Raw genomic sequence first — 26,736 nt, 5'->3', positions numbered from 1 at the left:
AAAAGCCCGGAGGCTTTCGGGATTAGAGGCGTGACTCGTAACGGCGCATCATATACAGACGTTTGAGCATTTTCTTGCGTGCAGCAATTTTCTCTTTTTTCAGCTTTTCGGTCGCTGTTTCATGGAAACGGCGAGCGCGCGCTTCCGTAACGACGAGGTTACGGTCAGTCTGCTTTTTGAAGCGACGGTACGCAGCATCGAAGTTGTCATCTTGACGAAGAACGATACCTGGCATTCACATCACCTACTTTCTTTAAAATTTGGACGCGAAGTATAGCATAACCCGTCCCCGATTGCAACCGGTCGGTTATTCCCAGACGAAAACGCGCATCGGCGTGTCGTCGCGGTTGCCCCACTCTTTCATCGACGCATCGTAGAGTTTGGCCTGCTTGAACCCGAGCACGCGGTGGACGACGAAGTAGTTCATCGACGCCTCCAGCCCGCCGGTACAGTAGACGATGAGCGGCGCGTTCTTGTCCAGCCCGAGCCCCTTTTCCAGCATGCCGGAGAGCTCCGCTTTCGGCTTGAGGCGGTTTTGCGGGGTCACGTTGTAGCGCCAGAAGTAGCTGTGCGCCCCGCTGATGTGGCCCGCACGTTTGAGCACCCCCTGCTTCTCGGCGCCGAAGTAGAAGTGCGCCGGGCGCGAATCGATCATCGCGACTTTCCCCAGGGAGGCTTTCACCTCGTCCAGCGTCGCGATCATCCCCGCATCGGTCTTGACAGTGTAACTGCCCGCTCCGTCCGCCGTCGCCGTGGCGGAGAGTTTACCGCCCGCGGCGGTATAGGCGGGGAGGCCGCCGTCAAGCAGCGCCGTCTTCTTGAACCCGGCATACTCCATTGCCCAGAGCACGTAGGTCGCACGCAGCAGATCCTTGTTGTCGAGGTGGTGGGCGTAGACGACGACCTCCGTTTCCTTGCCGATCCCCAGGCGGCGCATCTGCGCCTGCAGCTCCGCGGCGCTGCGTACCTCTGCATGCTGCCCCACGCCCCGGCGCCAAAGCTCGATGCTCGCATTGCGCGCACCCGGGATGTGCCCCTCTTCGTAGGCTTCCGGGGCGGAAACATCCACGATGACGAGGTTTTTCTCCTCCGCATGCTTGACGAGCCACTCGCCCGTCACCACCGGTTCCATCGCTGCGAGCGATGCCGCCAGCGCCAAAAATATGATCAGATTACGCATCAATTTTTACCTTTTCAGTACAGATGTTCACGTTTGAAATACTCCTGCGGTACCCCGCAGAGCGGACAGGCCTTGGGCGGCTTCTTGCCGCGGTGGATGTGGCCGCACACCTCGCAGACCCAGATCTCCTCGTCCGCGCTCGCAAAAAAGCCGTCGTCGATCATCACCTGTTTCAGCGCGGCGTATTCGCGCTCATGCTCCACCTCGACCTTGGCGATGGCGTTGAAGAGCCGGGCAAGGGCCTTGTGTCCCTCCTCCTCGGCGATCGCGGCGAAGTTCGGGTACATCTCCGTGTGTTCGTAGTGTTCCCCCTCCATCCCCGTTTCGAGGTTCTTCATCGTCGCTTCGACCTCCTGGCCCTCCATCATCTTGTGATAGGCCTTGTATTCGGCCCGGGCATGCCACATCTCGTTCAGCGCCGCTTCGCGGAAGTGGCGTTCGATCGCGTGCCACCCCTCATCGCGGGCGATGTCGGCAAAGAGGTCGTATTTGTTGCGCGCCATCGATTCGCCGGCGAACGCTTTCATCAGGTTGACCGCCGTGAGGTTGTCGGTCGTGCACGCCATCGCCTGGCCGCAGCAGGTCAGCGTTCCGCCGCCGACGTGCTGTACTTCCACTTCGTTCCCGCAGACGCTGCATCTGTAGGTCTGATACTGTTTCATTTTCTTCTCCTTTACTCCGGGCGCGTCGTGCCGCCCTGCCGTGTATACCCGCTCTAACCGCCCGGCATACGCCTCAATTCATGTCAAAACAGCCATCATTATAGGGTGATGCGTCTTGTGCGACACTTACCATTAAAGGAAAATAATTATCTTTTAGATTCGATTCATATCCCTTTGTCCTGGACGACTTTGCGCTAAAATGACACCATGATTTCCCAGGACTCCATCGAAGGGCTCAAATCCCGGATCGACATCGTCGATGTTATCGGTAACTATGTCGAACTGAAAAAAGCCGGCGTCAACTACAAGGGGCTCTGTCCCTTCCACGACGAAAAGAGCCCCAGCTTCTCCGTGAGCCCCTCCAAGCAGTTCTACCACTGTTTCGGCTGCCAGGCGAGCGGGGACGCCATCAAGTTCGTCATGGAGTACGAGAAGCTCACCTACCCCGAGGCGATCGAGAAGCTCGCCGGGCAGTACAACTACAGCCTCGCCTATACCCAGGGCGAGCCTCGTCAGCAGCGCTCCCAGCTGATGGAAAAGCTCAACGACTGGTACCGCAGCCTGCTCGATAAAACGCCGCCGGCGATGCAGTACCTGCAGGAGCGCGGCATTTACGCGTCGAGCATCGAGCACTTCGGCATCGGCTACGCCCCCGCCTCGCACCTGACCCTGAATTTCATCAAACAGAACCAGTTCTCCATGGCCGAAGCGGTCGAGCTGGGGGTCGCGGGGATCGGCGAAGGGCGCGAATACGCCCGCTTCATCGAGCGCATCACCTTCCCCATCCACGCCCCCAACGGCGCCATCGTCGGCTTCGGCGGCCGGACCATCACCGGCCACCAGGCCAAGTACGTCAACTCCCCGCAGACGAAACTCTTCAACAAGTCCCGCCTGCTCTACGCCTACAACCACGCCAGGGAGAGCATCCACAAGCGCAGGGAGATGATCGTCACCGAAGGGTATCTCGACGTCATCATGCTGCACCAGGCGGGCTTCACCCAGGCCGTGGCGACCCTGGGGACGGCGCTGACCAGCGAACACCTGCCGCTGCTGCGCAAGGGCGAACCGCGCATCATCATGGCCTACGACGGCGACGCGGCGGGGCGCAACGCCGCGCTCAAGGCCTCCAAGCTGCTCAGCGCCGCGGGCTTCGACGGCGGCGTCGTCCTCTTCGAAGGGGGGCGCGACCCGGCGGACATGGTCAAGGAGGGGCGCGTCGAGGAGCTGGGAAGCATGTTCCGGCAGCCCCGCCCCTTTATCGACTTCGTGCTGGAGACGACGCTCGCACAATACGACCTTGCGAACCCACGCGCGAAGGAGCAGGCCCTCGCGGAGACGACCGCCTACCTCAAAACCCTCTCGCCCCTGATGCAGGAGGAGTACAAGCGCCACCTCGCCGCGCGCATGGGTATCTCGCCCGGACTGGTGCGCGTCGGGGGCCAGACCGTGCGTACGGCCGCACCCACGGCCCCCGTCGCGACACCTTCGGCCCACCGTGACCTGTGGGAGCTCTCCCTCATCAAGACGGTATTGGAACGCCCCGGCGTCGTCGATGCCCTGCTGGACTTCATTTCGCCGCAGATGCTGCGTTTCCATGCCGGGGAGTTCGCCACCGCGCTGCAGGGCGACAGCAATACGCCGGAGCTTATTCACATCGTCATGGACGAGGCCATCCCCGTGTTCCCCGACGACGAGACGCTCAAGAACGAGCTGCTGATCTTTCTGCGCAAATATTACGAGCACCGCCGGCAGGCTGTTATGCGTGATCCCGCCATCTCCAGCGATAAGAAATACTTCTTAAATCGTCAGATTCTCGGTAAAATTGCGAAACTCAAAAAAGGTGAACTGGTAGGAATAGACGCCTAGGCGCTACCCTGCTCCTGTGCCTTACCAAGGAATTACCAATGTCAAAACGCAAAGCCATCGCGCTTTTCTCCGGCGGGCTCGACTCTACGCTTGCCATGAAGCTCATCATCGACCAGGGGATCGACGTCATCGCCTGTAACATCAATACCGGTTTCGGGGCGACCAAAGACCGCCGTGCCCATATGCAGAACATGTGTGACCAGGTCGGCGCGGAACTGCGCATCATCGATATCCAGAGCGAATACCTCCAAGACGTCCTGTTCGACCCCAAATACGGCTACGGCAAGCACTTCAACCCCTGCATCGACTGCCATGCGAAAATGTTCGAAGTCGCCAAGCGCATCATGGAAGCCGAAGGTGCCAGTTTCCTCATCAGCGGTGAAGTCCTCGGCCAGCGCCCGATGAGCCAGAACAAAGACGCCCTCATCAAGGTCCTTAACGAAGCCAACGTCGACGGCCTGCTCTTGCGCCCGATGAGCGCCAAACGCCTGGCACCGACCATCGCCGAAGAGGAGGGGTGGGTCGACCGCGACAAGCTCGAGGGGATCCTCGGCCGCAGCCGCGAACGCCAGATGGAGCTCGCCGAGCAGTTCGGACTCGTTGATTTCGAGAGCCCGGGCGGCGGTTGTCTGCTGACGGACGCCAACTTCGCCATCAAGATCCGCGACTACATCAAGTACGACGAACAGTTCGACGTGCCGGACATCCCGGTGCTCAAATGGGGCCGTCACTTCCGTCTGCCCGATGGCGCGAAAATGGTAATAGGCCGCGACCAGGAGGAGAACGTCAAACTGCAGGAGATCGACAACGCGAAGTTCATCCACATCCGGACCGAAGGCGTTCCGGGGCCGCACGTCCTGCTGAGCAAGAACGCCAGCGAGAACGACCGCAATTTCGCCCTTCGTAGCATTCTCACCTACTGCAAGACCTCGCCGGACGAAGAGTACACCCTCGACATCAACGGTGAAACTGTCACGACGACCCCCCTCGCCTCTCGCGCCGAGGCGGCAAAGTATTCGATCCTCTGATCAGAGGGGGTCGTTTCAAACTTCCTTAAGTCTGCGGCAAGTATAATTTTGCCTCTTAAAAATCTCCCGGGCCCTTAGCTCAGCTGGGAGAGCGCGTCGCTGGCAGCGACGAGGTCACCGGTTCGATCCCGGTAGGGTCCACCATCCATCCGAATTTTCCCACTCTCATTTTTTTACGATAAACCATAAACTATTTACCGATAATCTCGAAACGCACCGCACGCTTCCCGCTGCATCAGGGTATTGTGAACCGTGTCGGAAGCGCCTCGAACGCCGGTTCGGCCAGCAGGTTCCCCTGGTAGAGTACGATCCCCTCGCCGCGCAGCCACCGAGACTCCCCGACCGTTTCGACCCCCTCAGCGATAATGTCGATCCCCAGGTCGAAACAGGTCCGGATAATGCCGCGCACGATCGCCTGCCGCGGGCCGTTATGTTCGATGCCGCGCACCAGCTCCATATCGAGCTTGATCAGGTCGGGCTGAAACTCCGCCAGTAGGTTGAGCCCGGCATAGCCGGAGCCGAAGTCGTCGATGGCAAAGTGCATCCCGAACCCCCGGTAGGGATCGAGCTTGCTCTTGAACGCCTCGAAATCGTCAATGATCTCCCACTCCAATATCTCCAGGACGATCTGCTCCATGCGCAGACCGCACCGCCGGGCCGTTTCGCGTACGGAAGCGACCGCCGTCGGTGAAATGCCGATGCTCCTGGGCAGGACGTTGAGGTTCAAGCGGGCGGGCAGCCCCAGCCGGGCCGCCATTTCAATGGCGAGGATACGGCTTTCCTCGTCAAACCGGTGCAGACTGTCCGCGTCGACCCGACTAAGCACATTCTCGGCCGTCTCGTTGTTCACGCCGCGCAGCAGAGCCTCGTAAGAGAAGATCGTACCGTCTCTGACATCGATGATGGGCTGGAAGGCAAAAGTGTAGTCGGGGTGCGGCGGCAGCCCCTCCAATAGGGCCGGCTGTGATGCCGGGGTGTCTTCGGCCGTGAGGGTGACTTCCGCCGAGGCCTCATCGGTATTGCTCAGCCTCGCACGCCAGCTCCCCTGCTTGAACGCTTCGAGCAGTTTCATTGCGCGGTCCTGCCCCAGGGCGGTAAAGGAGGCCTCCCGGGCAAAGAAGTCGCTGGCGCCGAGGAGCTTATCCACCTCATCGGGGGTGATGTCGGCATACCCCATCGTCCACGCCTCGAACGCACGCCTGGCGATGGGTTCGCGTATGATGAGGGTGACCGCATTGTGGCGCGGGTCGCGCCGGATCGTCTCAAAGAGCGCTTCGACCGTCGGCGCCTCCCCCTCCAGCACCTGGAAGAAGCTCCCTTCCGCATAGAGCAGCATGCCGGAGACGCCGATTTTTTCATTGTTGCTCCGCGATGCCGCGAGCAGCTGTGCCAGCTCCGCCCGGCTGAAAGGGTGCGCGGCGGCACTGCAGTAGATCAGTTCTATCAGCTGGGACATGGTCTTTCTCCCCCCTCTTGCGATATAACCACTGATACTACTTTACCATACCGCCCGGGAAACAGTTTTCACATACAGGAGAGAACGCGTGCGGCCGGTCAGCGAACTTCCAGGACCGTGACGACCGTCTCTCCCTCGGTCGTATAACCCGTCGCGTAGGTCAGCGTACTCTTGTCGGTGCTCGTGTCCCCCTGCTTCTCCAGGCCGAGCAGCGTAAGACCTGTCAGATAGGTGCCGATGTTCAGCTGCTCCGTTATCCCTTTGCCCTCGCTCGCTTTCTTGGCCCCGTCCATAATGACGGGCAGGTCCGCTTTAAGGGTGATCGTCGTCGTCAGTACCGCACTGCAGCGCCGCATGTTTTCGTCCATCCCACCGTCGACGATCTCGGAAATCTCATACCGTTTGTCGATAAAAGCTTCTAGCAGACCGTCGTCCTGCAGCAGATAGGCACGGACACCCTCCGCACCGCATTCGGGTGCCTTTTTGCTGCAGGCCCCGAGGCCGAACACCGCCAACAGTGCCATACCTGCCGAAATCACGCTCTTCGTCATTCTCTTTCCTTCGCATTCATGCCGTTATGTCGGGGAATTGTAACCAAACAGGCGTCACATTCCCCGGGATTCAGGCGAGCGGCCGCACCATGACGTAATCATCCATAACATAGCCGCCCCCGATCTCCTGGACCAGGGGGCCGGCGTTCGTAAACCCCTCACGCTCGTAGAACGCCACGGAGGGGTTGTGGCGGTTGACCGTCAGTACGAGTCGTTGGAGGCCGCGCGCCTTCGCATCTGATGCACAGTGTTCCAGCATCAGGTGGCCGCCGCCTTTCCCCCGGACCGTTTTAAGGACGTAAAGTTTGCTCACTTTGAGCGCATCGCCTTCGGGCACGGTGGCGCAGTACCCTACCGCCATCTCGCCGTCGTAGAGGAGACTGTAGCGGTAACCGTTTTGGATCTGCTCGGCCATCGCACCGGCGGATTGAAAAGCGCGCAGCATGTACACCACCTGCGCCTCCCCGATGATCGGCGTATAGAATTCGCGCCAGATCGTCTCCGCCAGGGAAGCGCAAAGGGCGATCTGTCCGGGCGAAGTAACGGGGACAATACGCATCGTTTCAGCCTTTTATATCGATGACTTTTCATTCGTGCAACGTCCGGCGACACCGACCCGGACAATGTGTGCGGCATATCGCATTACGACTCCACGCGGGGCTTTGCGGCCTTTTACCGTTCAAGCATAACCTATTTAGCGTAAAAAAAGTGACGTCCGTAAAAGCAATCGCCGCCAATATCACTATTTTGAGAGATAAATTTGATGTTATTTTATGTTTTTCATATTTTCATGCACTATGCTATGATACTATTCAACTGATCATTTGAAGAGCGGGAGGGAAAATGACAACCACTTTTGTCGAAGCAACAACCCAGGAGGAGCTGGAAAAAGTGTTTGCATTCCGCTACAGGATCGTCTGCGAAAAACTGGGGGTTGACACGCTCGATTACTGCGAACCCGGCCGCGAAACGGACGAATACGACGCCTACGCCATGCACTTCGCCGCCTTTGACGACCAGGGGGAGGTCGCGGCCTGCGTCCGGCTCATCCACAACTCCCCCATCGGGTACCCGACGGCGAACCATATGCGGTGCGACATCGACGAGTCTGCCTTCGAACCCCACAAGGTCGCCGAACTTTCACGCATCTTCGTCAATGCGGAAAAACGGGGTATCCAGGAGACAAAACGCCTCTTCCAGGGGCTTAAAGAGATCGTTTACCTCAAGGGCAAAGCCCTCGGCATCGAATACACATACGGCGGTCTGGAAAAGCCGTTTCTCAAACTGCTGAATATGTTCAAATACCCCTACAAGCCCATCGGGGAGGAGCAGGACTACGTCGGGCGGCGCTACCCCTGTATCATGTACACACGGGACCTCGAAGCCGAAAACCCCGAACTGCTGCGGGGAGCCGACTGATGCGCGCCCCGCTCTGCGTCCTCCTCGCCCTTTGCTTCTTAGCCGCTGCCGGGGCGACCGAAGCGCAGCCCTCCGCCCCGCTCAGGATCGCCTCCCTGACTGACCAGATCGTCCGCGACCTCGACCGCGTGACCGAGGTGGCGACCGTGACGAAAGAGAATGAGCCCTACCAGCCCTACATCATTACGACCCTTGAAGGCAAAGAGCTCGAACGGCTGGGGATTCAGAACCTCAAAGAGGCGCTGGAACTCCTCCCGGGGGTCGATTTCGGCACCAACCTCCTTGACGCCAAAACCCCGATCTTCCGCGGCTCGAACCCCTTTGCCTTCGGGCAGGTCAAACTGCTGATCGACGACATGGTTGCAAACGATCTCCTCTACGACGGATTCGCCGGCTACCTCTACATGCCAATCGAGACCATCAAACGCATCGAAGTGATCCGCGGTCCCGGGAGTATGACCGACGGTGTGAACGCCTACGCCGGTACCATCCACGTTGTCACCTACGAGGAGGAGTTCGCCGTCACCGGCAAGGTCAACCGCGCCTTCGCCAAAGCCGGTTCGTACGATTCCGCTGCCGCCGGGTTTGCGACCTCGCTCACCAAAGGGGAACTGCACCTCCACCTCGACGGCTACATGCTCAATGACAACAAAAGTATCAGCAGTGGTCCCGACTCCGCCGCGACGGGGGCATGGAATTTCACGACCCCCTTCTACACCATCGACAATACCCCGTTGGCGCAGACGGGCAAAGCGCCCCTGCAGACGGAAAGCTATGCGCTCGGGCTGAAACTCGACTACGATGCGTTCTACCTCAAAGCCAGGGGCACCTCCTTCAAACACGGCAGCGCCTACGGGATCAACGGGATGCTGCCGCGCAGAGACGACCGTACCTTTATCCCAAGCTATCTGGCGGAAGTAGGCTGGCAACCGGTCACCGGTGCGCTCAGTGCGGACATACGGCTCGGGGCGAAATACGACGCCTTCGAGAGCGATGCCCTGCTGCTGCCGCCGGGCTTTGAGACGCCGAGCCTCAGCAACCCGCTGCTGACGACGACCTACCCGGACGGGTTTACCGGGATCCATAAAGCAAGCCAGCGCGCCTTTTATCAAAGCAGCTACCTCACCTACAGCGGCTTTGACGCCCACAAGATCACGCTGGGCTACCGCCTCACCCGCGAAGAGACCTACCGCGTCGTCACCAAGACGACCAACCGGGATACCGGCGTAGGCATCGTCGACTACAGCGATATCCTCCCCTTTATCGACCCGGACGCCAAACGCGATACCGTGATGGCCTCCATCCAGGACCAGATGGAACTGGGACCTCGGGTCAGCATCCTCTACGGTATCAACATCGAGAAGACCTCCCTGACCGACACCCAGTTCGATCCCCGAGTATCGCTCGTGTTCCAACAGGACCGTGAACATATTTACAAGGCCATCTACAGCCATTCGCACCGCAACCCTTCATGGCAGGAGCTCTTCGTCATGAATACGGCCTCGGGCCTCGGCAACCCCGACCTCAAACCGGAGACCGTCGACACCTTCGAACTGGCCGCCATCCGAAGATTCGGCGGGCTCAACTACCTGCAGGCGGACCTCTTCTACCTCATCAACAACAACCAGATCGACAAGAACCAGATCGACGAGACCACCAGGGCGCATATCTTCCGCAATGCCCATGACACCGAACTCTACGGCCTGGAACTGGAACTGCGGACCAACGTCACCTCCCGCGACCGCCTCTACATCGGGTACTCCTACGTCAACGGGCACTCCGCCGAGGGCAACGCGCTGGCCAATGTCGCCCGGCACCTTGCCAAAGGGAGCTATCTCTATGAGTTCACCCCCGAGATCAGCGCCGCGGCGATCGTCAAATACGTCGGGGCAAAAAGCCGGGTCGACGGCGACCCCAGGGACGACACGGACCCGTACCTTACGGCCGACCTCTCCCTGCGCTACCATAACCCCGCCGCAAGCTTCTCCCTGACGGGCAGCGTGAAAAACCTCGCCGACGCTGCGGTCGTCTACCCCTCTGAACCCTACACCTACGTCAACGATTACCCGCAGGAAGGTCGCACCTTCTTCCTCTCCGTGACGAAGGAGTTTTGATGCGTTTGCTGACGCTGCTGCTCCTGCTCTGCACCTCCGGGTTCGCCCTGCACTACAACACCCTGCAGCTCAACGCCGAAACCATCATTTTCCCCAAGCTCCTGCTGCTGAAAAAGCATCCCGAAAGCCTGCTCATCGACGGCCGCATCCGCTTTGGCGTCGTCTACGAAGCCGAAGACCGCGACATCGCCTCGCAGCTTGTCAGCCGACTGCAGCGTCTCTACCGCGGCACGATCGAAGGCTACCCCTTTGAAGCGACTATGCTACAATACAGGGAAATCGGCCCCGAGACCAAGGCAAGCGCCCTGCTGATGCTCCACTCCGAGACGCAGATGCACCAAGCGGCCGCCTTCGCAAAAGCACACGGGATCGTCACCTTTGCCTACAATACGGCATCGCTGAAATACGGGCTCCTTTTCGCCCTGGGCATCGAACGTACCACACGGGTTTACCTCAACCGCGAAGCGCTGTCGGGATACGGCATTGAGTTTTCGGAGTCACTCTATCAAATTGTAAGGTTTGTCGATGGAACAGCAGAAACCGGCCTCGCTCCAAAATAGAGTCGTCGTCTCCGTCGTACTGGCCTTTGTGGTCATCTTCAGCTTCGTCTACCTTTTTTTCAGGCAGGCGAGCCACAACGCCCTCTACACGGTCGAAAAAGAGAAGGCCGAACTGATCGCCGATACGGTCGCCCCGCTGCTCGCCGTCAACCTTTACCTCAGCCTCGACGGCAGCATCAACGAGCTCGTTCGCCAGCTGGCCTCCAACCCCAACATTCTCGCGCTTAAACTGAATCAGGACGAAATCGTCCTTGCCGATGTCCGGAACAATGATCAAAGCTGCCGCACCGCCGAAGAGTGTTTCAGCGTCACTAAACCGCTGCTGCACCCCGTCAGCGGTGAGCCCTTCGCCATGCTGAACCTTGTCTATTCGAGCGCCCATTTCAACCAGATGGCCCACCGTTACAATATCATCATCATCTCGGTGGTGGGCGGCCTGGCCTTCCTCAGCATCCTCTTCGCGCTCTTCCTGCACCGCAGTTTCATGCCGCTCAGGGCCATCGCCGCCGCCGCGAACCGCTTCAAACCCGGCGAACCGCTCTCGATCCCCGCTTCCGAACAGTACGACGAAATCCGGCATATTTCCGATGCGCTCCGGGCGATGAACAAACGGATCACCGCGTACGCCAGGCAGCAAGAAGATACGGCGCACCACCTCGAAGAGGAGGTCAACAAAAAAACCGCCCAGCTGCGCCGCCAGCTCTATACCGACAGCCTCACAGGCCTGCCCAACCGCGCCAGGCTTTTCACCGATATCGACGGCTCCAAACCGGGCACCCTCCTGCTCATCAACATCGACGACTTCAAGCAGATCAACGACTTTTACGGCCACATCGTCGGGGACCACGTCCTGATCAAACTCTCGGGCCTGCTGGCAGAGCTGCTGCCGGGGATGAAGCTCTACAAACTCTCCGCGGACGAGTACGCCCTGCTGCAGAACGAAACGATGCAGCGGCACGATATCGAGACACTGATCGCCACCGTCATAACCGAAGTCGAATCCATGGTGATCATCTACGAGGAGGCCGAACACAGCATCCGGATCACTGCCGGGGCCAGCCTGAGCATGGACAAGGGGATGGAAAAGGCCGATATTGCCCTCAAAGCGGCCCGCAGCCAGCATAAACCCTATGTAATCTACGACGAAAGCCTCAACCTCGAACACCAGTATGAACAGAACATGCGCTGGCTCCGGCGGCTCAAATCCGCCATCGACGAGAAACGGATCGTCTCCTACTACCAGCCGATCTTCGACAATGAAACCCGGGCGCTCAAAAGCTACGAATGCCTGATCCGGCTGGTGGAGCCAAACGGCAACGTCCTGCAGCCCAACCACTTCCTCCCCGTCGCCAAGAAGGCGCGCCTCTACCTCCGGCTGACCCAGATCATGATCGAATCGTGCTGCCGCCATTTCGCCGGCCGGGACGACGCTTTCTCCATCAACCTCTCCGTCGACGACATCCTGGACGAAAAAACGGTTGCATTCATCGAGGAGCAGATCGTCGCACACGGCGTCGGCCGGCGGATCACCTTCGAGATCCTCGAATCCGAGGGCATCGAGAACTACCAGGAGGTCTCCGGATTCATCAAGACGATGAAACAGCTCGGCTGCCGTTTCGCCATCGACGATTTCGGCAGCGGCTACTCCAATTTCGAGCACCTGCTGCACCTCGACATCGACTACATCAAGATCGACGGCAGCCTGATCCGCAACCTCGACAGCGACGAGAACAGCCTCCTCATCGTCGAGGCGATCGTCAACATCGCCCAGAAACGGCAGCTCGCCTGTATCGCCGAATACGTCCACAATCAAAAAGTGCTGGAAATGGCGCAGCGCCTGGGGATCCAATACTCCCAGGGCTACTACCTGGGTGCGCCGCAGCCGGACCTGCTCGAAACGTCCCCCGCCCCGGAAGCCGGCATTACTGAGGGGTGATCGTCACGGTCATGACACGCCCGAGCGGTACACTGCCGCGCTTGACGAGATCGACGCGATAGTAGGAGACGTAGGTCTCGTCCGTGCTCGTCGCCGCCTTTTCGACCTTCCAGCCGCTGCTCCCCTCTACCGTGATCTTTGCTTTTTCCAGGACGACCCGGTCCGCGGCGTCGACATAGAGCACCAGCCGGCCGCCGCCGTGGTCTTCGACCTTCATCAGCTTCGTCCCCGGGGCGACGTATTCACCCTGACGCACGTAGAGGGTCTTGAGGTACGCTCTGCGCAGCGCGATCCGTTTCTTCGCAATCATGTCCTCCAGCTGCGCGATGAGGCTTTTGAGGTCTTCGGCCTGCATCTTCAGTGACAGGAGCTCCGTCTTGTACTGGTCTTTCGTAAAGCGGTTCTGGCTGGCGAGGTCCTTGATACTGTCGTACTGTGATTGCTTGACGGCGATCTGCTCCTGCAGCAGCTGCAGTTTCCGGCGGTCATTGGCCAGCTGCACGTCATCGAGGGCATGGTCGATCTCAATCACGACCTTGTCGAGGGTCTTGAGCTCGTCGCGCTGGTCGAGCTTCACAATGCGTCCCGAGACCTCCGCGCTCACCGTGTGCGCGTCATAGGGCTCCACCTTCGCCTTGTAGTTTCCCGCCGCGAGCGGCAGGACGGCCATCAGTATCATCAAAAAATATTTCATCGTTTTCTCCTGTCAAATAGTAGCACGTCTCTCTACATCATGCGCTGTTTTCGGCGTGGGGCCGATCCCGTTGACGACCGCATAGAGCGCCGGGACGTAGAGCAGGTTGAGCACCGTCCCCCAGAGCAGACCGAAGCCGATGGAGACGGCGATCGGCTGCAGGATCACGGCCTGCCCCGTCGCATAGAAGATCAGCGTAAAGAGGCCGAGGAAGGTCGTAATGGAGGTAATGAGAATCGGCCGCAGACGCATCTTAGCGCGTTCGTAGAAAGCACGGGCATCATGGGTCCCGTGCAGGAAATCCAGCATGATGATCCCGTCGTTGATGACGACGCCGGCGAGCCCCAGCAGCCCGATGACCCCCGGCATGGTAAGGTTCATCCCCATCAGCTTGTGACCCACCAGCGCCCCGAGGATGGAGAGGGGGATGACGGACATGACGATCAGCGCGTACTTGATCTTCGGGAAGATGAACAGCAGCGTGATCAGCATCAAAAAGAGGGCCGCACCCACGGCACGCTTCATATCCGCGGCCAGCTGCTCGTTGCGCTCCTGCTCCCCGAAGAGCTCCGCTTTCACCCCCGTTTGGCGCACCGCGCCGAGCACCGGGGCGATCTGCTTCAGGACCTGCGACGGGGTCGTCATACGCTTATTCACCTTCGCGAACACGGTTTTCACCACCGTACCGTCGCGCTTTTCAATCTGGTTGAAATCGCGGCGGCTCTCAAAAGCAACAATATCGCCGAGGTTGACATAGGTGCCGTCGGGGAGAGGGTACTGGAACCGCTCCAGCGTGCTCAGGCGGTCTTTTTCCAGGGCCCGTGTCTTGATCTCCATGACCCCGTTGTCATTGAAGGTCATCGCCCTGCGGTTATCGAGGAAATAGGCGGCAAGGGTGCGGGCCACCTCCGCTTCGCTCAGTCCCAGCCGCTCCCCGTAATCGTTGACGCGCAGCCGGATCTCCCGCATCCCCGGTTCGAGGTTGTTGCTGACGGAGACAACCCCCTTGACCTTTTCCAGTGCCGACTGCACCTGCTCCATCGCCGCGATCGTTTTCGTTTCGTCCGCCCCGGAAAAGTTGACCTGGACGTCGATGCGCACAACTCCGGCCCGCTGTTCGCGCACGCCCAGCTCCTCGAACGCGTACTGCTGCCGCAGCGGCGCAACCAGCGCCTCGAGATCGTCGACGAGTTCGAAGGTGTGCTTTGTCCGCCGTTTTTCCGGGTCGTCGTAGTTGAACGAAAAGTTCAGCAGCGGTGCCAGGTAGCGGTCGAAGACGTTGTCCGGCACCATGTCAAAGAGCTCCATCGTCACGAGGAAAACATGCTCTCCCGACTCCGCGTCCCCGGCCATGGAGACCCGCGATCCCGTTACCGTCGAGACCGATTTGAGCGCGAACTGCTCCCCGGCCTGGATGATACGCCGCTCGATCGCCCGGGCGACTTCGGCCGTCTCCTCGATCGGGGTATTGATGTCAAGCTTTCCGGTCACGTAGAGGAACGAACCGTCATGTTCCGGGAAAAACTGGAACTGCATGCTCTTGACCGTAAAGAAAGTCAGCAGCGGCACCGTGATCAGGAAGAGGGCGAGCACGCTCTTTTTATAGCGGATCAGCCCGTGCAGGAGGGTTTCATAGCCGTTCTGGATGCGCGTCCAGTCGACCATGTTCTTCTGCTTCCGGAGCACCTCTTCCGCATGCAGCGGCAAGAAGAGGAAACTCTCGATCAGCGAGCCCATCAGGATCATAATGACCATGATGGGAATAAGGATGATGAATTTGGAGATCTCCCCGCTGAGCATGAAGAGCGGCAAAAAGGCGACCACCGTCGTCACCGTCGCCAGAGTCACCGGCAGGAGCATCTCTTTGAGCCCCGCCATCACCGCGGCGTGGCGCTCCATCCCCTCGTTGAGGTGGCGCTGGATGTTCTCCGCGACGACGATGGCGTCGTCGACGACGATCCCGATGACGATGAGCGCGCCCAGCAGGGAGACGATATTGATGGAGTACCCCAATACATAGATGAAGACGATGCCGATGGCAAAAGAGAAGGGAATCCCCATGGCCACGATGGAGGCGATGCGGACGTTGATCAGCAGCGCCATGGAGAGGAAAACAAGGATCAGCCCGAACATCAGGTTCGAGAGCACCGTCTCCAGGCGGCTCTGCACCGGCTTGGAGGTATCGTGGTAGAAATCGAAAAAAATGCCGGGGTAGTCGCCCTGAAGCGATTCGGCAAAGCGCACGAGATCCCGGGAGAGGGCGATGGCATTGCCGCTGTCCCCTTTGGAAATGTTGAGTGTAATGTTCGGGCGCCCGTTAAAGGTCGAGATCGTCGTATCCTGCGGATGTTCGATCACGACACGGGCGATGTCGCCCAGGCGGACGTACTTGCCCCCGACGCCGAGCATCGTCGCTTCCCACGACGCGGCGTCGGGCTTGCCGTGGACGGTGGAGAGGAAGACGAAATCCCCCTTCTGCTCGATATCGCCGATAGGGTAAATGTAGGAGAGGTTGGCGATCGCCGACGTCACGGCGCTGCGGCTGAGCCCGAGGGCCTCGATGGCCTGCGAGTCGAGGCGGACGGAGACCTCCTCGTCCGAATCCCCGTACATCACCACTTCGCTGATGTTGGGGTAGCGGGCGAAGCGGGTCTTGATCTCCTTGGCCGCCTCGACGAGCTGCCCATGCGTCAGCGTATCGCTGGAGAGCGAGAGGGAAACGAGGGGGCGGTTGTGCACCGCCAGCGTCGCCACCGGTTCGACCATATCCGGGGGGAGGTACTGCCGGCTCTTGGCGATGGCATCCTTGGCCTTGTTGAGCGCATCGTTCTGGTCCGCCCCCTCCTGCAGCGTCAGGACGATCGCGAAACTGCCGGGTTTGATGACGGTTTCGATCTTGTCGATGCCGTCGATGCTGCCCAGCGCATCCTCGATATCGCGCACGGCCATCTTGTCGAGGTTATCCGCACTGCTCCCGGCGTATCCCCCGCTGATCGTGACCTGGTCCAGCGTCACCAGAGGGAAAAGCTCCTTGGGGATGGAGATGTAGGCGTTTACCCCCATCACCAGCACGAAGAGCAGCAGCACGTAGTTGAGCCGCTTGTTACGGATAAAATACTCGATAATTTTCAGCATACGCGATTATATCGACGCCGTTTGCCGCTGGTCAAGCATTTTGGGATATAATTTTCTAAAATTAACTTTACAGCGTAAGGAGTCCCTTATGAAAGTCGCCGTCCCCGTCAAAGACGAGACCCTCCAGTTCTTCGGCAATGCCGGACATACGCCCTTTTTCGCCGTCTACACCGTCAAGGGTGCCGGTATGTTCCGCGCCTTCGAACTCGAAGGGCTCCGGGCCAACCCCCGCACCGACCTCGACCATGATCACGATCATGAGGACGAGCACCACCACTGCTCCCACGACGACAACGACGAGGCCCACGCCAAAGCGCACCTCGTGATGGGGGAAGCGCTCGAAGACTGCGACTTCATCGTCGTCGGGCGCGCCTGCAAGAACACGGCGGCGGCCATGGCCGAATACGGCGTGCATATCCGCAAATACGCCGGTGACCCCGCCAAGGCGGAAGCCGTCCTGCGCAGCGTCTCCGCCCAGCTCGCCTGAGGGTCGTTATACTCTAACAGCCTTTCCGGCTTTTAATAGCCCGCCGTGCTTTACGGTGGCGCAGAAACCTGAAAAAATATTAATTTTTTTCATCCAACGGAAAAAGCAGGGGCAACATTGCGGCCAAAGCGCTATGATGCCTATAGCTGTATCCGGTTTTTCACGAACCCTCCTGTTTTTGAAACTCCTTTTTACTCCCGGATACAGTGTTTTTCCTTCTTTGTCGCACCCTTTGGGTGCACCTTTTCACTACGCTTTTATTTCACAGTGCGATTTCGGCGTCTCCCAGAATTCCACCGAGTTCACCCTGATGCCCAGCGGCGCCATTTTTTTCTGGACGATTGTCAGCATCCACGCCGTCAGCTGCTCGCTGGTGGGGACGAAATCGACGATGACCATCCCCTCGTATTTTTCGCGTATCGCGCCGATCTCGCCGTCGACGACTTCCAGCCGCGGCGTCCAGTACCCCTCGTCGTGCAGGAAAAAACGGGTCTCGTCCATTTTGCCCTCCGCGCAGTAGTGCGACATCATGTCGGGGAAGAGCGGGTCGTTGCGGTCAATGATGAACTTGTGGTCCAGGGTCGCGTCGAGCCACTGTTTGAACCAGTTGAGGTGTTTGAAATCGGTCACCATCCCGTTTTGCAGCGTCTCCGCCGCGAGAAAAATCTTGATCCGTCCCTGGTGCCCGTGCAGGTGGCGGCACATCAGGCAGTCGTCGAGGCTGTACTCCGTCTCCAGGCTCTGCGACCAGACCCGGTGGCCGTAACAGAAGTCGAACTGTTTGTCGATGATCCACGTCATGCCGTCCGCCTCACTGGAACTTCAACGGGATCAGGCTGCGGTCTTTTTCGAACGCGCCCGTCACGTAGGTCGTGGACGTAGAGGCGTTGATGTCACACGCCCCCCGGAAGGCCGTACAGCCGTGTTTGAGGTTGAAAAGGCCGACATAGACGGAGTCCGTCTCGAAGACCTGCATGATCTTCTTGCCGATGTAGCGGGTCAAATCCTCCTGCAGCCAGCCGCGGCGTGCGCACCAGTTGACGAAGCGGTTGATCTTGCTGATACCGCCGAGCTTCTCGCGCGGGATGTAGCCGACGACGACCACGGAGCCCGTGTCCGCCTGGTCCTGCCCGAAACGGATGAAGTGGTGACTGCAGACGGCGTCGAGCTGCGTTGTCACAAAGACGGGCTCATGTGTCTGCGCGTTGTTGGGGAAGGTCGCCATACGCGGTTCGGGGTTCCAGCGGCCGCTCATCAGTTCGCGCTCGTCCTCGGGCACGGCCCCGGTATACATCTTCGCGATGCGCCCCGCCGTACCGATGTTGCCGCAGGCGGCGTCTTCCATCACGTTGGGGTCTTCGCGGTCGATTTTGAGCGCGTCGAGTACCTGCCCCATATAGAACATCGCATAGAGGCGCATGACATAGTGCCCCTCCTCAGAAAGGCGCTGGCCGGTCTCATGGATATTCTCGTTTACGCGGAACGCCTTGACGGCGCGGTACTCCTCTACGGCGATCGCGAGTGCTGTTTCATCCTCGTGGCCGAAGTGGCAGAAAAACCGTTCGCGGACGAATGCGTCAAGCTCCTCTTGTGTCGGGACCATGGCTTCTCCTCTGCAATATTGGGGGTATTGTAGTAGCCAAACACCAACATGTCCAGCTGTATTCAGACGCTGCTTTCATTTTAAGCTTTGCTTTATATGATTGTAACATGCCATTCAAGATTACCCGCTTTGAGACGATCCCCCTGGAAGCGCCGGCGTTTGTGCGCCCCGTCCGCATCCTCTATACGCAAAACGGCCGCGAGCTGAGCTGGGAGGCCGTCAAGAGCCACGACAGCGTCGCCGTCCTGCTCTACCATACCGAACGTGAGGCCTTCCTCCTCGTCAAACAGTTCCGCCCCCCGGTGCACATGAATCACCCTGAACACTTGTTCACATACGAGCTTTGCGCCGGGATCGTCGACAAAAAGGTCCCCCTGCTCCAGATCGCCAAGGAGGAGATCGACGAGGAGTGCGGCTACGACGTCCCTCTGGAAAAGATCGAGAAGATCACCTCCTTCTTTACCAACGTCGGTATCTCCGGCGGGCAGCAGCACCTCTACTTTGCCGAAATCGACGAGACGATGCGTGTCCACGACGGCGGCGGCATCCACACCGAGGAGATCGTCCTGGAGTGGGTCCCGCTCACGGAGGCTAACGCCTTTGTTTTCGATGAAAACAGGGCGAAAACCCCGGGGCTGATGTTCGCGTTTTACTGGTTTCTCGCGAAGGAGTGACTACTGAAGGACGCCGAAGCGCGTGAGCGTCTCCGTGAGCACCTTTGTCTCCGAAGGACCGATGTGCCGATAGACGACCTGTCCGCTGCCGTCGAGAATCACCTGGGTCGGCATCATGCGGACATCGTACTGCACCGCCACCTGCCGTTCCCGCCGGATGTCGATAAAGTAGATGCCGCTGCGCGGATGCTCTTTTTTGATTCTGTACAGCGTGCGCGCCATATCTTCACAGCTTCGGCACGACGTCGAGCCCAGTTCAAGCAGCACCGGTTTACCGCGGCCGATCTTCGGAGCGACAAGCTTGTAGGGTGTTACATTCAGCATCGTCTCATGGGCAGTTTTTTCCTGGCCGCAGCCGCCCAGCAGCAGCGCGAAACCAATCACAAACATTCGAAACATATCACTCCCTAATAGACAAGATAGGCCTGGTAGGCCAGGTAGACCGCGATGGCGGCGAGCAGCAGGATGAAAAGGGCGTTAACCCCGTTTGCAATCCTCGCCAACAGCGGGCTCGAAGCCATCCGCTGGGCGAACCCGAGGGAGATCCCCGCGGCGAGCAGCAATAGACCGTGCCCCAGCGCAAAGAGCAGCACCAGGGCGTACGAGTAGACCCAGCCGCTCTGTTCCGCCACGGCGATGATGGCCGCCAGCGGCGCCGAAGCGCACGGCGTGCTGACCAGGCCGAAGATCATGCCGATAATCAGCGCGCCCGCCAGCTTGAACTTCAGCAGCCGGCCGGCAATAAGCGCCTTGTCGATCTGCCCCAGCCACCCCATGGCATAGGCGGTAACCAGGAAGGTTGCCATCGCGGCAAGTGCGTAGGCCCAGAAGGGCGCGACGCTGAGCAGCGCCCCGGCCTTGGCCACCGTCAGCATGAGCAGGGAAAAACTGATAACGAGTCCGGTGACAAAAAGCAGGGAGTAGTAGAGCGCAAAGCGCTGTTTCTGTCTTGGGGTCATCTCCGCGGACAGACCGAGCACGCTGCCGATGAGCAGCGGCAGCGTGATGATGGAACAGGGCGCCAGTGAGGTCAATACCCCGATGCCGAAGGAGGCAACAAGGGCGATAAAACCGTAGTGGCCGACCAGTTCGGCCAGACTCTGTTCAAGCATCATCCGGCGGGATCAGAAATCGTCGTCGTCGCTGAAGAAGGCGTCCTCTTCCGCCTGATCTTTGGCCGCCTCCAACGCATCGAGCTCCGCCTGGCTCATCATCAGCATTTTCATCTTTTTGACAAAGATGGTCCGGTCGGGCAGCTTGGTGAAATAGGCGTAGGTGCCGTACCCCATGACCAGCACGGTGGCGACGAGGATGAGCTTCTGCGCCAGCGAGAAGGTCTGGATGGGCTCTTTATAATTCATCTCGCAGACGCCGCCCGGACAGTATTTCGGATCTTTGCGCTTGATCCAGGCGTAGATCTTGCACCCCAGGCAGATGGAGAAGGCCGCTTCAAAAAAGAGCAGCGCCATACAGATGAGACACACCAGTACCTTGAGCGGGTTGGGCTGGAAATCGATGACCAGGTAGTAGAACATCGGCCAGGCCAGCAGAAAGCCCAGGATCCAGGCGAAACGCTTCTGGGCGGCCCCGACGTACTCGGGTTTCTGGTTCCGGACGAAAAAACGCCCCAGCATCAGGCTGGGCGCATAGCGGGGCTGGATGATACGCAGCGTAAAATCGACGGCGAAGAAGGTCACAAAGTATTTCGAAAAGACCGCCGTGCCCAGCATCACCCCGTTCGTCAGTCCCAGGAAAGCGCCGACAAACAGAATCGCCGCCGCCGCGCGCGCCTCTCTCTCATTGAGCATGCCCACCTCGTAGCCGGGCACCTTTTCACCGTAAGCGAAGAAGCTTCTAATATCCACGCTTTTCTCCTTGAATTCAGAGGCACGCATCGCGGCCAAACGCTTCCGTCATGACCGGACGCCTCTTTAATGACGGGAACTATAGCACATTCAGGCCAATAAATCAATATATCTTGATATTTGTAAATTGATTGGCTACAATGCTGTTATCCAAACGGCGAAAGGAAACAGCATGAAACGTCTCCACATCCATATCTCCGTCGACGATCTCGACAAAAGCCGGGCATTCTACACCGCCCTGTTCGGCGCGGAACCGACGAAGGAAAAAGCGGATTACCTGCAGTGGCTCATCGACGATCCCGCCGTCAATTTCGCCATCTCAAAAGGCAAAAGCAAACGCGGCCTCAACCACCTGGGGCTGCAGTTCGACAGTGACGAAGCCGTCGCCGAGACCGAGGCCCGTCTGATCGCCGCGGGTATTGCGGGCGAGATACAGAGCGGCGCGCAGTGCTGCTACGCCGCGTCGAACAAGTACTGGGTCCAGGACCCCCAGGATGTCATCTGGGAGAACTACCATACGATGGATCAGATCGAGGTGTTCGGCGGCGACGCCTTTACCGGCGGGGTGGGCTGCTGCCAGCCGACGTTCTCCGAAAACGGCAAGTGGTCGACAGGCGGGGGCTGCTGAGCATGGACGTCTTCCTCAAAAGCGTGGCGGCCCTCAACGACGAGACGCGGGTGCTGATCCTGCGTTTCCTCGACGAGCACGGGCCGCTCTGCGTCTGCGACCTGCAAAGCTCACTGGAGATGATCCAGTCGCGCCTCTCGCGCCATCTCAAGATCCTCAAAGAGGCGGGTTTCCTGAAGGTCGAGCGCAAAGGGACCTGGGCCTACTATGCCATCCGTTTTCCCCTGGACCGCTTCCGCAGCGAAGCGCTCGAGGAGATCCGGCACCTCGGCATCGACCTGCCGAAACTGCAAAAACTCTCTGAAACTGACCAAGGATGTAAGCTATGAGCAAAAAGAAAGTACTGATCCTCTGTACCGGCAACAGCTGCCGCTCCATTATGGCCGAAGCGCTGATCAACGCCAAGCTCGGCGACTGCGTCGAAGCGTTCAGCTCCGGCGTCAAGGCCAGCGGCAAGGTCAACCCCAACGCCCAGGCCCTGCTTGAATCCAAAGGGTATTGGAAAGAGGAGTACCACTCCAAGGTGATCGAAACAGTTCTGAACAACGCTTTCGACCTTGTCGTCACCGTTTGCGATAACGCCAAAGAGACCTGCCCGATGTTCCCCAAGGCGGTCAAGACGATCCACGTCGGCTTCGAAGACCCCTCGGGCAAAGCCGAAGCGGAATACGCCAAAACCCTCGACCTGATCGAACGGGAGCTGCTGCCCATCGTCAAAGCGGAGCTCTGCTAGATGTGGCATGACCTCAGCCGCGCCTTCGTCTACGAGACGCTCCACCTTCAGGGGCGGTTCGCCGACGCGCTTCACTTTTTCCTCTACGATACGGTCAAGATCTGGTTCCTGCTGATCACCATCATCTTCGCCGTGTCGTTCCTGCGCACCTGGATGAACACCGAGATGGTGCGGGCCTACCTCGCGGGGAAAAAAGAGTTCACCGGCAACATCCTGGCCGCTCTCTTCGGGATCATCACCCCTTTTTGTACCTGTTCGGCGATCCCCCTTTTCCTTGGCTTTCTGCAGGCGCGCATCCCCGTCGGCGTCACCTTCAGCTTTCTCATCTCCGCCCCGTTGAACAACGAGATCGCCATCGCCATGCTCTTCGGGCTCTTCGGCTGGAAGATCACCGCGCTCTACATCGGCTTCGGGCTGGCCGTGGCGATCATCGGCGGCTGGCTGATCGGCCGGACCAAAGCGGAACGGTACGTACTGCTGGACGTCCCGGTGATGCAGGGCGACCTCCATGTGGCGGCGACGTCGCTGAACCTGGCCCAGCGTGCCGGCGACGCCTGGAAAGCGACCCTGGAGATCTTCAGAAAGATCTACCTCTGGGTCATGGCCGGCGTCGGTGTCGGCGCATGGTTTCACGGCTTTGTCCCGGCGGAGTTCATCGCCGACTACGCCGGCGGCGACGCCTGGTACGCCGTGCCCGTCGCGGCGGTGATGGGCATCCCGATGTACGCCTCGGCCGCCGGCGTCATGCCGCTGGTCGAGGTCCTGACGGAGAAAGGGATGCTGCTGGGTACCGCGCTGTCGTTCATGATGGCGGTGACGGCGCTGAGCCTGCCCGAAGCGATCATCCTCAAGCAGATCCTGCACACCAGGCTCATCGCCACCTTCTTCGGCATCATCGGCGTCGGGATCATCGGCGTCGGCTATCTGTTCAACATCATCTTGTAAGGAGTCATTATGGAGAGACGAAACTTTTTAGGCATGGGTGCGGTCATGGCCGGGGCGGCCATCCTCCCCGCAACGTCGTACGCCGCAACCGCGGAGAAAAAACCCGAGGGGGCCGTGACGCTCTATTATGAGTTTCGCGTCCCGATGCCCGAGAAGAAGCGGGTACACGGCAACATCGACGGACTCTCTTCCTATCTGAAAGGGAAACAGGGCTTTTTGAGCTTCTCTTTCAAACAGATGACGGGGGAGTCGACCATGGTGCGCAACTACCCCGCCCACCTCAAAGGGGTACTCGACCGCGGGTACGCCGACGGCAACGGCCATCCCACTTCCCCGAAACTCCCGCTTTTCTATACGCTCTTTATCCGCTTCGACTCCTACGATGCGCTGATCGCCTCCCAGGTGCAGGCGTGGTTTGCCGAGCAGATCGTCCCCTCGCTCTTTGCCTACAAACCGACGACGCCTCCGACCAAGACGCCGATCAAGCTTGATTACTACGAAGGGATCTACACGACCATAGCCGCAGGGGACCGCCAAAAGATCTACTCGACCCCCGATGAGATCAGGACCTTCTTGCAACACCAGTCCGACGAAGTGAAAAACCGCTACGTCACCGTTGAAAACCACGTCATGATCAAAGACGCGAACCGCGAAGCCTTCAATCAGAAAGTCGCGCGCCTTCTGAGTACCGCGCAGCAAACCTTCCGGCCCGACATTCACGATGCGGGGTATGACGACCGGTATCCCCACGGCCAGGCCGGTACGGCGCAGAACAGCCATTACCGCAAGGCGGTGACGACCGAGATCCTGCAAAACGCGTTTGCCGACGGCGATGCCCGAAGCTACATCATGCACGGCGTCTGGGAGAACATGTACGATCATGAGAATTCCCATCTCGACCCGCGCTTCCTCGCCGCGGCCGGCCCCGTAGGCGCCTACGTCGTTTCCGGCCCGGTCGAGCCGTTCTACGATACGATCAAACAGAGCCATTAAAGGAGAAACGTAATGAAAATCGAAATTCTGGGCACGGGTTGCAGCAAGTGCAACGAACTCGAAGCGAAAGTGAAGCAGGCGGTCGCCAAGAGCGGCAGATTCCTTCAGGTAGAGAAGGTCAGCGACCTGCAGAAGATCATGGCCTACGGGGTCATGAGCACCCCGGGGCTGGTCATCGACGGCGAGGTAAAGTCGACGGGCCGGGTGCCGAGCGTCGATGAGATCCTGGCGATGATCGCCTAAGCCGCTTCCGGTACCTCCCGTCCGGGTAGCTTCATTGCCGGACAGCCGGCGCTCACGCAGGCTAACGTCTCCGTTTTGACTGCAAAACCGTCCGCTTGCTGCCTGTTTAGACGGCAGTAACACCTGTTTATCCAATCAGCAACCACCTTCCACTGACGATTCGACCTGTCGCCCTATCCTTCCGCTGTTACCATCATGCATTTTTTTGCAATGTTTTTTGAATAATTGTCATAAACTGTTTTAATTGTGATACAATGACTTAGGAAACTTTTAATGCTATAAAATAGTTATCACAAATGGAACTTATTAAAGGTTTCTGCTTTCCCGGGGCCGACACCCCGGGCCATACCGAACCATGGAGGAGGAAACGTATGAACCATCGCATGAAGCAGTTAGGGTGCCTTTTGGCCGTCAGCATGTTATTCGGCGGCTGTGTCGCCACGAAGAATGCCGAGCCGGCACCGCAGCCCGCCCCGGCGGAACAGCCGTCTGAAGCACCGGTAGCAACTATGGCCGAAGCACCGGCTGTACAACCAAAAGCGGCACCGAAACCGGCCGCGTCGAAAGCAGCCCCTAAAGCGGCTCCAGCGGCAGCGGCATCACCGGCCGAAGAGAAACCCTGTGACCTTTACGATGTTGAAGTGGCCATGGATGAAACCGCCCTCACCGTCGGGAAGAGCGTCAGTCTCTACGTCCACGTCAAAGCAAACGGCTTCCCGCTGACCGGCCATGAGGCCCACGGGGTCAAAGTCACCTTCAACGGGCTGGGCTTTGCATCCAACCCGCCGGCATCCGAATGTCTCCGGGTCCACCCGAACGGATCGGACATCATCTACAACGTCACGGCGGCCAATGCCGGCACCTATGATGTCGTTGCAAACGTCGCCTTCTACCCGACCCGCGACTGCAATGCTTCACGCGTATCGAAAATGTCGAACCCTCTGACGGTCACCGTCAAATAATCAGGTTGCAGAGGCGGCGCTTTGCCCGCCTTGTGCCGCCCAATCCTCTATAAGCCCCCTTTATCGCAACATCCTTTCTGCACATCAGTATTACTTATTTATCACCTTTCGTTCCAAGGCTTCCAATATTTTTAAAAATTTGCAAGATTTTGTTGCCGCTGTGATATAATAATGACCTTTTGGGATCTTTAAACTATACATATAACTAGGTATGTAGACAGATTTCGAAGGTTTCTGGTGGGCACGGGAGGTGAGAGGACCGGGCCCAATTTCATAGAGAAAAGGAAGAACATGATTCAAAAGTATGTGCGGCATGCAGGATGCCTTCTGGCCGTCAGCCTGCTTTTCAGCGGCTGTCTCAAAAATGCGGAGCCGGCAGCACAGAGTGAGGTGACAGAACCGGAAGTCCTCGGCATTGTCAATGAACCCAATGCACCGGAAGTCGAACCGGTTCCGCTGCCGATGGCACCGAAACCTACTCCGAAAAAACCGAAAGCCGTCGCCAAAGCCAAACCGGCTCCCGTCGCCGAACCGGAGCCGGCACCGATGCCGACGCTTGCCGCCCCGGCCCCCGTTGCCGACAGCCCTTTTGAAAAATACACGGTGGAACTTGTTCCGGACAAAGAGAAAGTCGTCGTCGGTGAACCGGTCAGCCTGCGTGTCATCGTCAAGGCCAAAGACTTCCCGCTTTCGGGAAGCGATGCCCACGGTGTCCAGGTGACGTTCAGCGGCCTCGGATTTGTCACGGATGCGCCTGCCGTCGAGTGTCTGCGCGCCCATCCGAACGGTTCGGAAGTGATCTATAACGTTACCGCCATGAACAGCGGTACCTACCGTGTCGCCGCCAACGTATCGGTCTACCCGACACGCGAGTGCCACATCTCAAGCGCGCATAAAACCTCTGCGCCCATCGTCGTCAGCGTCAAATAACGACACGGCGCCCCCGGCGCCGGCACCTCTTTTTCACCCACCATCATCTATCACTATCGGCCCTACCGTTTT

Annotated in this window: 29 protein-coding genes and 1 tRNA gene; 17 read left to right on the top strand and 13 right to left on the bottom strand. The window is 59.0% G+C overall.

The features are described 5' to 3' along the window. Nucleotides 1-22 precede the first annotated feature (22 nt). From rpsU to WCX18_RS00530, 3 genes are all read right to left on the bottom strand, one after another. A complete protein-coding gene (gene rpsU, locus WCX18_RS00540; protein ID WP_231019645.1) occupies nucleotides 23-235 on the bottom strand; it encodes a 30S ribosomal protein S21 in 213 nt (70 codons plus the stop codon). 72 nt (nucleotides 236-307) lie between these two features. Next, nucleotides 308-1,180, bottom strand: a complete 873-nt coding sequence (locus WCX18_RS00535; RefSeq protein WP_345988660.1) for a rhodanese-like domain-containing protein — start codon at nucleotides 1,178-1,180, stop codon at nucleotides 308-310. A gap of 14 nt (nucleotides 1,181-1,194) precedes the next feature. Further along, nucleotides 1,195-1,842, bottom strand: coding sequence for a ferritin family protein (locus WCX18_RS00530; protein WP_345988659.1), 648 nt, complete (start codon nucleotides 1,840-1,842; stop codon nucleotides 1,195-1,197). Nucleotides 1,843-2,049: 207 nt separating this feature from the next. Between WCX18_RS00530 and dnaG the strand changes: the two genes are divergently transcribed. From dnaG to WCX18_RS00515, 3 genes are all read left to right on the top strand, one after another. Further along, entirely contained in the window at nucleotides 2,050-3,708 is a 1,659-nt protein-coding gene (gene dnaG / locus WCX18_RS00525; protein WP_345988657.1) for a DNA primase, read from the top strand. 38 nt (nucleotides 3,709-3,746) lie between these two features. Beyond that, nucleotides 3,747-4,736 (top strand): argininosuccinate synthase domain-containing protein, encoded by a 990-nt coding sequence (locus WCX18_RS00520; protein ID WP_345988655.1) that lies wholly within the window; start codon nucleotides 3,747-3,749, stop codon nucleotides 4,734-4,736. A 68-nt stretch (nucleotides 4,737-4,804) separates the two neighbouring features. After that, nucleotides 4,805-4,880 (top strand) — tRNA-Ala (locus WCX18_RS00515). A 91-nt stretch (nucleotides 4,881-4,971) separates the two neighbouring features. Here WCX18_RS00515 and WCX18_RS00510 read toward each other — a convergent pair. The 3 genes from WCX18_RS00510 to WCX18_RS00500 all read right to left on the bottom strand — a co-directional run bounded on the left by WCX18_RS00510 (nucleotide 4,972) and on the right by WCX18_RS00500 (nucleotide 7,302). Continuing rightward, a complete protein-coding gene (locus tag WCX18_RS00510) occupies nucleotides 4,972-6,192 on the bottom strand; it encodes a diguanylate phosphodiesterase (RefSeq protein WP_345988653.1) in 1,221 nt (406 codons plus the stop codon). 98 nt (nucleotides 6,193-6,290) lie between these two features. Further along, a complete protein-coding gene (locus WCX18_RS00505) occupies nucleotides 6,291-6,743 on the bottom strand; it encodes a hypothetical protein (RefSeq protein ID WP_345988651.1) in 453 nt (150 codons plus the stop codon). 70 nt (nucleotides 6,744-6,813) lie between these two features. Next, nucleotides 6,814-7,302 (bottom strand): GNAT family N-acetyltransferase, encoded by a 489-nt coding sequence (locus WCX18_RS00500; RefSeq protein ID WP_345988649.1) that lies wholly within the window; start codon nucleotides 7,300-7,302, stop codon nucleotides 6,814-6,816. Between the two features lie 284 nt (nucleotides 7,303-7,586). Between WCX18_RS00500 and WCX18_RS00495 the strand changes: the two genes are divergently transcribed. Genes WCX18_RS00495 through WCX18_RS00480 form a run of 4 tightly spaced genes read left to right on the top strand, consistent with a single transcriptional unit; the run spans nucleotide 7,587 to nucleotide 12,772 of the window. Further along, nucleotides 7,587-8,162: a GNAT family N-acyltransferase gene (locus WCX18_RS00495; RefSeq protein WP_345988647.1), complete on the top strand. Its 576-nt coding sequence runs from the start codon at nucleotides 7,587-7,589 to the stop codon at nucleotides 8,160-8,162. After that, a complete protein-coding gene (locus WCX18_RS00490) occupies nucleotides 8,162-10,276 on the top strand; it encodes a TonB-dependent receptor (RefSeq protein WP_345988645.1) in 2,115 nt (704 codons plus the stop codon). The genes WCX18_RS00495 and WCX18_RS00490 overlap by 1 nt, the downstream gene beginning before the upstream one ends. Beyond that, a complete protein-coding gene (locus WCX18_RS00485; protein ID WP_345988643.1) occupies nucleotides 10,276-10,836 on the top strand; it encodes a hypothetical protein in 561 nt (186 codons plus the stop codon). Before WCX18_RS00490 ends, WCX18_RS00485 begins: the two co-directional genes overlap by 1 nt. Then, nucleotides 10,802-12,772: an EAL domain-containing protein gene (locus WCX18_RS00480; protein ID WP_345988641.1), complete on the top strand. Its 1,971-nt coding sequence runs from the start codon at nucleotides 10,802-10,804 to the stop codon at nucleotides 12,770-12,772. Before WCX18_RS00485 ends, WCX18_RS00480 begins: the two co-directional genes overlap by 35 nt. Here the strand turns inward: WCX18_RS00480 and WCX18_RS00475 are convergent. Both WCX18_RS00475 and WCX18_RS00470 read right to left on the bottom strand, forming a co-directional pair. Beyond that, nucleotides 12,759-13,466 (bottom strand): hypothetical protein, encoded by a 708-nt coding sequence (locus WCX18_RS00475; RefSeq protein ID WP_345988639.1) that lies wholly within the window; start codon nucleotides 13,464-13,466, stop codon nucleotides 12,759-12,761. The genes WCX18_RS00480 and WCX18_RS00475 overlap by 14 nt on opposite strands. 12 nt (nucleotides 13,467-13,478) lie before the next feature. Beyond that, nucleotides 13,479-16,601, bottom strand: a complete 3,123-nt coding sequence (locus WCX18_RS00470; protein ID WP_345988638.1) for an efflux RND transporter permease subunit — start codon at nucleotides 16,599-16,601, stop codon at nucleotides 13,479-13,481. Nucleotides 16,602-16,689: 88 nt separating this feature from the next. Between WCX18_RS00470 and WCX18_RS00465 the strand changes: the two genes are divergently transcribed. Further along, complete coding sequence (locus WCX18_RS00465) at nucleotides 16,690-17,088, top strand: hypothetical protein (protein WP_345988637.1); 399 nt, start codon at nucleotides 16,690-16,692, stop codon at nucleotides 17,086-17,088. A gap of 249 nt (nucleotides 17,089-17,337) precedes the next feature. Here the strand turns inward: WCX18_RS00465 and WCX18_RS00460 are convergent, their stop codons facing one another. Together WCX18_RS00460 and WCX18_RS00455 are read right to left on the bottom strand one after the other, a co-directional pair. Then, nucleotides 17,338-17,889 carry a 6-carboxytetrahydropterin synthase gene (locus WCX18_RS00460; protein WP_345988636.1) on the bottom strand — a complete coding sequence of 184 codons (552 nt, stop codon included), beginning with the start codon at nucleotides 17,887-17,889 and terminating at the stop codon, nucleotides 17,338-17,340. A 10-nt stretch (nucleotides 17,890-17,899) separates the two neighbouring features. Then, nucleotides 17,900-18,691 carry a GTP cyclohydrolase I gene (locus tag WCX18_RS00455; protein WP_345988634.1) on the bottom strand — a complete coding sequence of 264 codons (792 nt, stop codon included), beginning with the start codon at nucleotides 18,689-18,691 and terminating at the stop codon, nucleotides 17,900-17,902. Nucleotides 18,692-18,798: 107 nt separating this feature from the next. Here WCX18_RS00455 and WCX18_RS00450 point away from each other — a divergent pair, with 107 nt between their 5' ends. After that, entirely contained in the window at nucleotides 18,799-19,365 is a 567-nt protein-coding gene (locus WCX18_RS00450) for an NUDIX hydrolase (protein ID WP_345988632.1), read from the top strand. Here WCX18_RS00450 and WCX18_RS00445 read toward each other — a convergent pair whose 3' ends face one another. Genes WCX18_RS00445 through WCX18_RS00435 form a run of 3 tightly spaced genes read right to left on the bottom strand, consistent with a single transcriptional unit; the run spans nucleotide 19,366 to nucleotide 21,230 of the window. Then, nucleotides 19,366-19,764, bottom strand: a complete 399-nt coding sequence (locus tag WCX18_RS00445; protein ID WP_345988630.1) for a thioredoxin family protein — start codon at nucleotides 19,762-19,764, stop codon at nucleotides 19,366-19,368. A gap of 8 nt (nucleotides 19,765-19,772) precedes the next feature. Continuing rightward, nucleotides 19,773-20,480: a cytochrome c biogenesis protein CcdA gene (locus WCX18_RS00440; protein WP_345988628.1), complete on the bottom strand. Its 708-nt coding sequence runs from the start codon at nucleotides 20,478-20,480 to the stop codon at nucleotides 19,773-19,775. Between the two features lie 9 nt (nucleotides 20,481-20,489). Next, the gene (locus WCX18_RS00435) at nucleotides 20,490-21,230 is read right to left on the bottom strand and encodes a DUF4395 domain-containing protein (protein WP_345988627.1); all 741 of its coding nucleotides are present in this window, start codon (nucleotides 21,228-21,230) and stop codon (nucleotides 20,490-20,492) included. Between the two features lie 172 nt (nucleotides 21,231-21,402). Between WCX18_RS00435 and WCX18_RS00430 the strand changes: the two genes are divergently transcribed. From WCX18_RS00430 to WCX18_RS00395, 8 genes are all read left to right on the top strand, one after another. Then, nucleotides 21,403-21,858: an ArsI/CadI family heavy metal resistance metalloenzyme gene (locus WCX18_RS00430; RefSeq protein ID WP_345988626.1), complete on the top strand. Its 456-nt coding sequence runs from the start codon at nucleotides 21,403-21,405 to the stop codon at nucleotides 21,856-21,858. A gap of 2 nt (nucleotides 21,859-21,860) precedes the next feature. Continuing rightward, on the top strand, nucleotides 21,861-22,187 hold the full coding sequence (locus WCX18_RS00425) for a metalloregulator ArsR/SmtB family transcription factor (RefSeq protein WP_345990819.1): 327 nt from the start codon (nucleotides 21,861-21,863) through the stop codon (nucleotides 22,185-22,187). After that, the gene (locus WCX18_RS00420; RefSeq protein ID WP_345985614.1) at nucleotides 22,184-22,591 is read left to right on the top strand and encodes an arsenate reductase ArsC; all 408 of its coding nucleotides are present in this window, start codon (nucleotides 22,184-22,186) and stop codon (nucleotides 22,589-22,591) included. The genes WCX18_RS00425 and WCX18_RS00420 overlap by 4 nt, the downstream gene beginning before the upstream one ends. Next, nucleotides 22,592-23,536 (top strand): permease, encoded by a 945-nt coding sequence (locus WCX18_RS00415; RefSeq protein ID WP_345988624.1) that lies wholly within the window; start codon nucleotides 22,592-22,594, stop codon nucleotides 23,534-23,536. A gap of 9 nt (nucleotides 23,537-23,545) precedes the next feature. Beyond that, the gene (locus tag WCX18_RS00410) at nucleotides 23,546-24,529 is read left to right on the top strand and encodes a hypothetical protein (protein WP_345988622.1); all 984 of its coding nucleotides are present in this window, start codon (nucleotides 23,546-23,548) and stop codon (nucleotides 24,527-24,529) included. Between the two features lie 12 nt (nucleotides 24,530-24,541). Then, nucleotides 24,542-24,772: a thioredoxin family protein gene (locus tag WCX18_RS00405; protein WP_345988620.1), complete on the top strand. Its 231-nt coding sequence runs from the start codon at nucleotides 24,542-24,544 to the stop codon at nucleotides 24,770-24,772. 371 nt (nucleotides 24,773-25,143) lie between these two features. Beyond that, complete coding sequence (locus tag WCX18_RS00400; protein ID WP_345988618.1) at nucleotides 25,144-25,734, top strand: hypothetical protein; 591 nt, start codon at nucleotides 25,144-25,146, stop codon at nucleotides 25,732-25,734. Between the two features lie 291 nt (nucleotides 25,735-26,025). Continuing rightward, complete coding sequence (locus WCX18_RS00395; protein WP_345988616.1) at nucleotides 26,026-26,664, top strand: hypothetical protein; 639 nt, start codon at nucleotides 26,026-26,028, stop codon at nucleotides 26,662-26,664. Nucleotides 26,665-26,736 lie beyond the last annotated feature (72 nt).

The organism is Sulfurimonas sp. HSL1-2 (assembly GCF_039645565.1).
GTDB lineage: Bacteria > Campylobacterota > Campylobacteria > Campylobacterales > Sulfurimonadaceae > Thiomicrolovo > Thiomicrolovo zhangzhouensis.
Note: the sequence above shows the minus strand (reverse complement) of the source record. Positions and strands in the feature narration are given on the sequence as shown.

What these genes read in the sequence shown, in the direction of transcription:
- WCX18_RS00530 (WP_345988659.1), bottom strand. Translation starts at nt 1,842, where the DNA reads ATGAAACAGTATCAGACCTACAGATGCAGCGTCTGCGGGAACGAAGTG.
- WCX18_RS00400 (WP_345988618.1), top strand. Translation starts at nt 25,144, where the DNA reads ATGAACCATCGCATGAAGCAGTTAGGGTGCCTTTTGGCCGTCAGCATG.
- WCX18_RS00425 (WP_345990819.1), top strand. Translation starts at nt 21,861, where the DNA reads ATGGACGTCTTCCTCAAAAGCGTGGCGGCCCTCAACGACGAGACGCGG.
- WCX18_RS00405 (WP_345988620.1), top strand. Translation starts at nt 24,542, where the DNA reads ATGAAAATCGAAATTCTGGGCACGGGTTGCAGCAAGTGCAACGAACTC.
- WCX18_RS00415 (WP_345988624.1), top strand. Translation starts at nt 22,592, where the DNA reads ATGTGGCATGACCTCAGCCGCGCCTTCGTCTACGAGACGCTCCACCTT.
- WCX18_RS00440 (WP_345988628.1), bottom strand. Translation starts at nt 20,480, where the DNA reads ATGATGCTTGAACAGAGTCTGGCCGAACTGGTCGGCCACTACGGTTTT.
- WCX18_RS00455 (WP_345988634.1), bottom strand. Translation starts at nt 18,691, where the DNA reads ATGGTCCCGACACAAGAGGAGCTTGACGCATTCGTCCGCGAACGGTTT.
- WCX18_RS00490 (WP_345988645.1), top strand. Translation starts at nt 8,162, where the DNA reads ATGCGCGCCCCGCTCTGCGTCCTCCTCGCCCTTTGCTTCTTAGCCGCT.
- WCX18_RS00485 (WP_345988643.1), top strand. Translation starts at nt 10,276, where the DNA reads ATGCGTTTGCTGACGCTGCTGCTCCTGCTCTGCACCTCCGGGTTCGCC.
- WCX18_RS00460 (WP_345988636.1), bottom strand. Translation starts at nt 17,889, where the DNA reads ATGACGTGGATCATCGACAAACAGTTCGACTTCTGTTACGGCCACCGG.
- WCX18_RS00535 (WP_345988660.1), bottom strand. Translation starts at nt 1,180, where the DNA reads ATGCGTAATCTGATCATATTTTTGGCGCTGGCGGCATCGCTCGCAGCG.
- WCX18_RS00480 (WP_345988641.1), top strand. Translation starts at nt 10,802, where the DNA reads ATGGAACAGCAGAAACCGGCCTCGCTCCAAAATAGAGTCGTCGTCTCC.
- WCX18_RS00395 (WP_345988616.1), top strand. Translation starts at nt 26,026, where the DNA reads ATGATTCAAAAGTATGTGCGGCATGCAGGATGCCTTCTGGCCGTCAGC.
- rpsU (WP_231019645.1), bottom strand. Translation starts at nt 235, where the DNA reads ATGCCAGGTATCGTTCTTCGTCAAGATGACAACTTCGATGCTGCGTAC.
- WCX18_RS00500 (WP_345988649.1), bottom strand. Translation starts at nt 7,302, where the DNA reads ATGCGTATTGTCCCCGTTACTTCGCCCGGACAGATCGCCCTTTGCGCT.
- WCX18_RS00495 (WP_345988647.1), top strand. Translation starts at nt 7,587, where the DNA reads ATGACAACCACTTTTGTCGAAGCAACAACCCAGGAGGAGCTGGAAAAA.
- WCX18_RS00430 (WP_345988626.1), top strand. Translation starts at nt 21,403, where the DNA reads ATGAAACGTCTCCACATCCATATCTCCGTCGACGATCTCGACAAAAGC.
- WCX18_RS00410 (WP_345988622.1), top strand. Translation starts at nt 23,546, where the DNA reads ATGGAGAGACGAAACTTTTTAGGCATGGGTGCGGTCATGGCCGGGGCG.
- WCX18_RS00505 (WP_345988651.1), bottom strand. Translation starts at nt 6,743, where the DNA reads ATGACGAAGAGCGTGATTTCGGCAGGTATGGCACTGTTGGCGGTGTTC.
- dnaG (WP_345988657.1), top strand. Translation starts at nt 2,050, where the DNA reads ATGATTTCCCAGGACTCCATCGAAGGGCTCAAATCCCGGATCGACATC.
- WCX18_RS00450 (WP_345988632.1), top strand. Translation starts at nt 18,799, where the DNA reads ATGCCATTCAAGATTACCCGCTTTGAGACGATCCCCCTGGAAGCGCCG.
- WCX18_RS00445 (WP_345988630.1), bottom strand. Translation starts at nt 19,764, where the DNA reads ATGTTTCGAATGTTTGTGATTGGTTTCGCGCTGCTGCTGGGCGGCTGC.
- WCX18_RS00465 (WP_345988637.1), top strand. Translation starts at nt 16,690, where the DNA reads ATGAAAGTCGCCGTCCCCGTCAAAGACGAGACCCTCCAGTTCTTCGGC.
- WCX18_RS00420 (WP_345985614.1), top strand. Translation starts at nt 22,184, where the DNA reads ATGAGCAAAAAGAAAGTACTGATCCTCTGTACCGGCAACAGCTGCCGC.
- WCX18_RS00520 (WP_345988655.1), top strand. Translation starts at nt 3,747, where the DNA reads ATGTCAAAACGCAAAGCCATCGCGCTTTTCTCCGGCGGGCTCGACTCT.
- WCX18_RS00470 (WP_345988638.1), bottom strand. Translation starts at nt 16,601, where the DNA reads ATGCTGAAAATTATCGAGTATTTTATCCGTAACAAGCGGCTCAACTAC.
- WCX18_RS00510 (WP_345988653.1), bottom strand. Translation starts at nt 6,192, where the DNA reads ATGTCCCAGCTGATAGAACTGATCTACTGCAGTGCCGCCGCGCACCCT.
- WCX18_RS00475 (WP_345988639.1), bottom strand. Translation starts at nt 13,466, where the DNA reads ATGAAATATTTTTTGATGATACTGATGGCCGTCCTGCCGCTCGCGGCG.